At 71.9% G+C, this 6,785-nt stretch carries 5 protein-coding genes; 2 read left to right on the plus strand and 3 right to left on the minus strand.

Annotated elements, in window-relative coordinates:
• Positions 1 to 198: 198 nt before the first annotated feature.
• The 3 genes from ABZU53_RS18285 to ABZU53_RS18295 all read right to left on the minus strand — a co-directional run bounded on the left by ABZU53_RS18285 (position 199) and on the right by ABZU53_RS18295 (position 4,510).
• Positions 199 to 909 carry an HAD family hydrolase gene (locus tag ABZU53_RS18285; RefSeq protein WP_354860946.1) on the minus strand — a complete coding sequence of 237 codons (711 nt, stop codon included), beginning with the start codon at positions 907 to 909 and terminating at the stop codon, positions 199 to 201.
• Between the two features lie 41 nt (positions 910 to 950).
• On the minus strand, positions 951 to 1,571 hold the full coding sequence (locus ABZU53_RS18290) for a TetR/AcrR family transcriptional regulator (protein WP_355066816.1): 621 nt from the start codon (positions 1,569 to 1,571) through the stop codon (positions 951 to 953).
• 230 nt (positions 1,572 to 1,801) lie between these two features.
• Positions 1,802 to 4,510, minus strand: a complete 2,709-nt coding sequence (locus ABZU53_RS18295; protein ID WP_355066817.1) for a glucosidase — start codon at positions 4,508 to 4,510, stop codon at positions 1,802 to 1,804.
• A 42-nt stretch (positions 4,511 to 4,552) separates the two neighbouring features.
• Here ABZU53_RS18295 and ABZU53_RS18300 point away from each other — a divergent pair, with 42 nt between their 5' ends.
• Positions 4,553 to 6,496, plus strand: coding sequence for an amylo-alpha-1,6-glucosidase (locus tag ABZU53_RS18300; protein ID WP_355066818.1), 1,944 nt, complete (start codon positions 4,553 to 4,555; stop codon positions 6,494 to 6,496).
• Between the two features lie 137 nt (positions 6,497 to 6,633).
• The coding region (locus ABZU53_RS18305) for a glycogen/starch synthase (RefSeq protein WP_355066823.1) at positions 6,634 to 6,785 on the plus strand (152 nt) is incomplete at its 3' end.

The raw sequence follows: 6,785 nt of genomic DNA on the forward strand, positions 1-6,785 counted from the left end.
TCCACGGTGCCCACCCGTCGGACACCGGTGCGCCCCCGGCACACCCCGAAAGGCCGTGAGCGCCGGCCCAGGTTAGGCGGATCCCGACGGGGCGGACAAGCGTTGCGGGACCGTCCGGGACGTGACTGATCTCAAGGGGAAAAAGCGGCATGTGCGCGTAACACGACCATGATCTTCGACGCTGTTCGGGTTCGACGGTCAGAAGTGCCGGAGCAGGTCCCGGAAGGCGGCCAGTCGCAGCACGCCGGTGTCGGTCGGGTCCAGCTCGTCGTCCTCCAACACCCAGGTGTTCTCGTTCGGAATGAACACCGCGTTCAGACCGGCCGCCCGCGCCGGGAGGATGTCGGACTTCGGGGAGTTACCGATCATCCACGCGTCGGCCGGCTCGAACCCGTGCTCGCGGATGAGCCACCGGTAGGTGTCGACGTTCTTCTCGGCGACGATGTGCGCCGCCCCGAAGTGGTGCAGCAGCCCGCAGGCATCCAGCTTGCGCTGCTGCTCCTCCCGTTCGCCCTTGGTCAGCAGCAGCAGTTCGTGCCGGCCGGCCAACTCGTCGAGCGCCTCGGCGACACCGGGCATCAGCTCCACCCGGTGCTCCACCAGCGCCAGGGCCAGCCGGTCGATCTCCTGACGCTCGGCGTCGGTGGCCGGCCGTTCGCGCAGCCGCTCCAGGCACTCGGCGAGGCTGCGGAGGAAGACCTTGCTGCCGTACCCGTGCGCCACCGCGTTGGCCCGCTCGATGTCGTCGAGGATCGCCCGGGTCTCCGCCCGGTCCAGGGTGGGGTGGTCGAGCCAGGCCAGGAAGTCGTCGATCACCCGCTCGAAGACGACGTTGTTCTCCCACAACGTGTCGTCCGCGTCGAAGATCAATACCTGTGCCCGTCGACGGGCCGCCTGGTCCGTGGTCATGCCGGCACCTCCTCGCGATCATGCTCGTGCGGACGCGAACTCTAGGGCATTCCGCCCCGGGCACCCAGCGAGTTCCCGTCCGCCGGGCAGGGCCACCACAGCAGCCTCTCCGTGATCATCGCCTCCCGCTCCTCCTGCGCCTCGGGGCGCAGCCGGCCGCCGCGGGTGAGCATCACGACGCCGTGCAGCAGGCTCCAGCCCACCTCGGCGAGGGTGTCCGGATCACGCCCCTGGGCCAGCGGGAGCAGGGCCGCCCGCAGCGCGGCGAAGACCGCCCGCGGCGCCGCCGGCACCCCGGCCGCGCCGAGGGCGAGGTCCGGGGTCAGCGCGAGCATCGCGTCGTAGACAGCTGGATTGGCGTACGCGAAGTCGAGGTACGCGGTCGCCATCACCGCCCAGGCCCGCTCCGGGAAGGGGTTGTCGGCGTGGGCGGCGGTCAGCTCGGCGGCCAGCTCGGCGAAGCCGTGCACCGCGACGGCGGCCAGCACCGCCTCCTGGTCGGCGAAATGCCGGTAGAGGTCGCCGACGTCCACGTTGGCCCGCTCGGCGAGTCGTCGGCCGTTCAGCCCCGTCCAACCCTCGGCCTCGGCCAGCTCGCGGGCGGCCGTGACGATGAGATATCGCCGGTCCTCTTCGGTTGCCTCCTCGGCAGGTACGGACACGGGCCGAGCGTAACGACCAGCACTGTTCGTATCCGCCTCATGACGGATTGGTGACTGTTCGCCTCCTCGACAGATCGGCAGCCGAGGCCGCGCCGCACGAGTGAGCGCCGCCCCATGATCGTGCTCGATCCAGGATCGAGTCGCCTCACCACGCCACCGACACCACTACATCCTGGATCGAGCACGATCATGCGCGGTACCAGGGCGCGGCGGGCGGGGCGGGGCGCGGGTCAGCGGCGCAGGGTGAGGATCAGGTCGGCGATCAGGGCCGTCCAGCCGGTCTGATGCCAGGCGCCCAGGCCGGCGCCGTTGTCGCCGTGGAAGTACTCCGGGAAGGCGATCAGGTCGCGCCAGTCCGGGTGGGTCTGGAACATCTGAGCGGCGCCGTAGATCGGCCGTCGGCCCCAGTCGTCCCGGGTGAAGAGCGAGATCAGCCGGGCGGACAGGTCGTCGGCGATCTCGTCCAGCGAGCGTTTCACCCCGGAGCGGGTCGGATACTCCACCTGGAGGTCGTCGCCGAAGAACGCCGCGTAGTCGCGTAGTGCGCTGATCAGCAGGAAGTTCGTCGGCATCCAGATCGGCCCGCGCCAGTTCGAGTTGCCGCCGAACAGGCCGCTCGTCGACTCGGCCGGCTCGTAGCCGACGGAGAACTCCTGCCCGCCCAGAGTGACCGAGAACGGCTTGTCCAGGTGCGCGCGGGACAGCGTCCGCAGGCCGAAGTCGGAGAGGAACTCGTCGGGGTCGAGCATCCGGGCGAGCAGCCGGACCACCTGATCCTGGCCGACCATGGACAGCAGCCGCTGCTGGCGGCCGTCCGGGCCGAGCCGGCGGGTGCCGATCACCTGGGCGTACTCGGGGCGGTTGGTGAGGAACCAGCGCAGCCGCGCGCCCAGCTCCGGCAGGTGGTGCAGGGTCTTGGCGGTGAGGCGGGTGGTGGCGGCCAGCGGCAGCAGCCCGACCACCGAGCGGACCTTCAGCGGCACCTTCGTGCCGTCGGCGAGGCGCAGCACGTCGTAGAAGAAGGCGTCCTCGTCGTCCCACAGCCCCTGCTCGTACGCGGCGGCGGCGATGTAGAGGAAGTGCTCGAAGAACTTCGTGGCGGTGTCCACCCAGGTCCGGTCGTGCTCGGCCAGCACGATGGCCATGTCGAGCAGGTTGAGGGCGTACATGGCCATCCAGCCGGTGCCGTCGGACTGCTCCAGCACGCCGGCCACCGGCAGCGCCGCCGAGCGGTCGAACGGCCCGACGTTGTCCAGCCCGAGGAAGCCGCCCTCGAAGACGTTGTTGCCGCCGGTGTCCTTGCGGTTGACCCACCAGGTGAAGTTGAGCAGCAGCTTGTGCATCACCCGGCCCAGGAACTCGAAGTCCTTGCCGCCGTCGATCTCGAACACCTTGAGCGCCGCCCAGGCGTGCACCGGCGGGTTCACGTCCCCGAACGCCCACTCGTACGCCGGGATCTGCCCGTTGGGGTGCAGGTACCACTCGCGCAGCAGGAGCAGGATCTGCTCCTTGGCGAAGCCCGGGTCGACCCGGGCGATGCTCACGCAGTGGAAGGCCAGGTCCCACGCCGCGTACCAGGGATATTCCCAGGGGTCGGGCATGGAGATGACGTCGAAGCTGGTCATGTGCCACCAGGCGCTGTTGCGCCCGTGCCGGCGCCCGGCCGGCGGGGGCGACGAGCCCGGGTCGCCGTCCAGCCAGCGCTTGACGTCGAAGTGGTAGAACTGCTTGCCCCACATCAGCCCGGCGATGGCCTGCCGCGCCACCAGCGCCTCGTCCGCGGTCGCGGCCTCCGGGATCACGCCGGCGAAGAAGCGGTTCGCCTCGGCCCGCCGTGCCCACACCACGGCCTCGAAGCCGTCCCGGAGGTCGGCCGGGGGCGGCGGGGCGGCGGCCGGCGGCGACGCGGTACGGGTCAGCCGCAGTCGGATCTGGCGCTGACCGCCGGCCGGCACGTCGAGCACGTAGTGCAACGCGCCCTTGGTGCCCTCGCGGGCCGGGTTGACCGTGGGGGCGCCGTTGACCACGTGGTCGTTGATGCCGTCCTTCGGGTACGGCGAGCGGCCGGGCAGCCCCCACAGCCGCTCGGCGTTGGTGTCGTTGTCGCAGAGCAGCGGCACCGGGCCGCCGTCGCCCTCCAGCAGCAGTTGGCCGAGCACCCGGTGCTCACCGACCAGCCGGGTGCCCTCCCCGGTCAGCCGGGGGATCCGGTCGCCGCCGGGCAGTCCCCAGGCCCAGGTGTTGCGGAACCACAGGGTGGGCAGCACGTGCAGGGTCGCCGCCTCATCGCCCCGGTTGGCCACGGTCACCACCATGCACAGGTCGGTCGGGGACGCCTTGGCGTAGTCGACGGTCACCGCCCAGTACCGGTCGTCGTCGAAGATCCCGGTGTCCACCAGCTCGTACTCGGTGTCGTCCCGGCCGCGCAGCGCGTTCACCGCGACGAGCTCGTCGTACGGGAAGGCGGCCTGCGGGTAGTGGTAGCGCCAGCGCATCCAGGAGTGGGTGGGCGTGGAGTCCTCGTACCACCAGTACTCCTTGGCGTCCTCCCCGTGGTTGCCGCCGTCGCCGCCGAGGCCGAACATCCGCTCCTTGAGGATCGGGTCCTTGCCGTTCCACAGCGCCAGGGCGAAGGCGAAGGTCTGTCGGTCGTCGCAGACGCCGGCCATCCCGTCTTCATTCCAGCGGTAGGCTCTGGACCGCGCATGGTCGTGCGGGAAGTAGTCCCACGCCGTACCGTGCTCGCTGTAGTCCTCCCGTACCGTCCCCCACGCCCGTTCGGACAGATAGGGACCCCATGCACGCCAGTCCTGCTCCCCCGAGTCGGCCTGGGCGAGCCGGAGCCGCTCAGCGTCGGGTGGCGAGGCGTCGGAGGACGATCGGTCAGTGATCACGTGCACATCTTTGACGCCGCCGAGGTACTTCACCACAGCGGCCATTCTCGTCGTGGCGTGTTACACCTCGGCGGCGGTGGAGGAAAGTTGATCGACATTCACTTCGGCCCGCAGGTCTGCGGCGATCTGACCAGCGCGTCCAGCCGGGAGTGGCTGGTGCCCGACGGCATCGGCGGGTACGCGATGGGCACCGTCGGTGGGCTGCGGACCCGCCGCTACCACGGTCTGCTGGTGGTGCCGGGCGAAACTCCCGCGTCCCGCCAGGTGGGACTCGTCAGCCTCGACCCGGCGGTCACCCTGCCGTCCGGCGCCCGGGTCCGGCTCGGCGCCCACGAGTGGTCCTCCGGCGTCGTCGACCCGCGCGGCTTCGAGCTGCTGGAGCGCTTCGACCTGGTCGACGGGCTGCCCCGGTGGCGGTGGCGGATCGGCGCGGTCGTGATCGAGCGGGAGCTGGCCATGCTGCCCGGCCGCTCCTGCGTGGCGGTCGTCCACCGGCTGGTCGCCGGCGGTCCGGTCCGGCTGGAGCTGTCGGCCGCGTGCACCTGGCGCGACGCGCACGGCGAGCGTCGGGCCGACGGTCCGACGCCGCAGGTCGAGGCGGTCGCGGACGGCGCGGTGGTCGAGGGCGCGTACCGGCTCGCCGGGCCCGGCTGGACGCCGGAGGGGCAGTGGTGGCTGGGCGTGCACCACCGCGAGGAGGCCACCCGGGGCCTGCACCCGGACGAGGACCTCTGGTACGCGGGACGCTTCGCCGGCGAGCTGGAACGCCCCGGCGACACGGTGTCGGTGCGGGCCTGGGCGGGCCGGCTGGACGAGGAGCCGCCGCCGGCCGCCGAGATCGTGGCGACGGCCCGGCGACGCAACCGGCAGGTGGTGGCCGCGGCGAAGCCGGCCGACGAGGTGGACGCGACGCTCGCGCTGGCCGCCGACGCGTTCGTGGTCCGTCCCGGCGGCGCGGCGGTCGACGTGGTGGCCGGGTACCCGTGGTTCGGCGCCTGGTCGCGGGACACGATGATCTCGTACGAGGGGTTGTTCCTCTGCACGGGCCGGGCCGCCGAGGGGCGCGAGCTGCTGCGGGCGTACGCGGCGACGCTGTCCGAGGGGATGCTCGCCAACACGGCCGACACCGGGCGGGTGGAGTACAACACCGTCGACGGCACGCTGTGGTTCCTGCACGCGGTGAGCCGGCACGTGACGGTCACCGGCGACACCGATCTCGGTGACGAGCTGCTGCCGGCGCTGCGCACGGTCGTCGACGCGCACGTGGCCGGCACCCGCTACGGGATCGCTGTCGACCCGGCCGACGGGCTGCTCGCCCAGGGCGCCGCGGGCACCGCCCTGACGTGGATGGACGCCCGCGTGTACGGGGTGCCGGTCACCCCGCGCACGGGCAAGCCGGTCGAGGTCAACGCGTTGTGGATCAACGGGCTGGCCGGTCTCGCCGAGCTGACCGAGCTGGCCGGGCAGGACGCCGGCGAGCTGTGGCGGCGGCACGCCCAGGCGACCGCGTCGTTCCGGGACCGTTTCCCGTCCCCGACCGGCTGGCTGCACGACGTGCTGGACGCGCCCGCGCCGGCGTACCCACTCGGTGGGGCGGCCCTGCACGACGACGACGCCCTGCGCCCCAACCAGTTGCTGGCCTGGTCGTTGCCGTTCGCGCCGCTGGAGCCGGACGAGCCGACGCTGCGCCGGATCGCGGCCGGGCTGCTCACCCCGCTCGGGCCCCGCAGCCTCGCCCCGGACTCGCCCGAGTTCGTGGGTCGGCACCGGGGTGGCCCGGCCGAGCGCGACGGCGGCTACCACCAGGGCACGGTGTGGCCGTGGCTGCTCGGGCCGTACGTGGACGCCTGCCGCCGAGGCAAGATGTCAGTCGATGACGTATTGATCGGTATTGAGTCCCATCTGACCGAATATGGGCTAGGCTCGGTAAGCGAGACGGCCGACGGCGTCGCGCCGCACTCCGCGACCGGCTGCCCGTTCCAGGCGTGGTCGGTGGCCGAGCTGCTGCGGGTGCGCCGCAAGGGCCAGTAGCGCTTTACACGACCGCAACGGCGGTGTCTCCGCTGGTTATCTCGGCCCCGGCAGGATTGGCCCCGATCCAGACGCGACGGCGACACCGACTCCGGTGTCGGTCGGCGCGCGCCCGGGGACAACTCAAAGGGGGCCGCATGTCACCCGACGCCCACGTGATCGACATCCACCCCGCCCGTCAGCTGCGGGTGCTGATGCTGTCGTGGGAGTACCCGCCGGTGCTCGTCGGCGGCCTCGGCCGACACGTGCACGCCCTCTCCGTCGCCCTCGCCGCCGCCGGCCACGACGT

This window comes from Micromonospora sp. NPDC005194, from assembly GCF_040608335.1.
Classification (GTDB): domain Bacteria; phylum Actinomycetota; class Actinomycetes; order Mycobacteriales; family Micromonosporaceae; genus Micromonospora.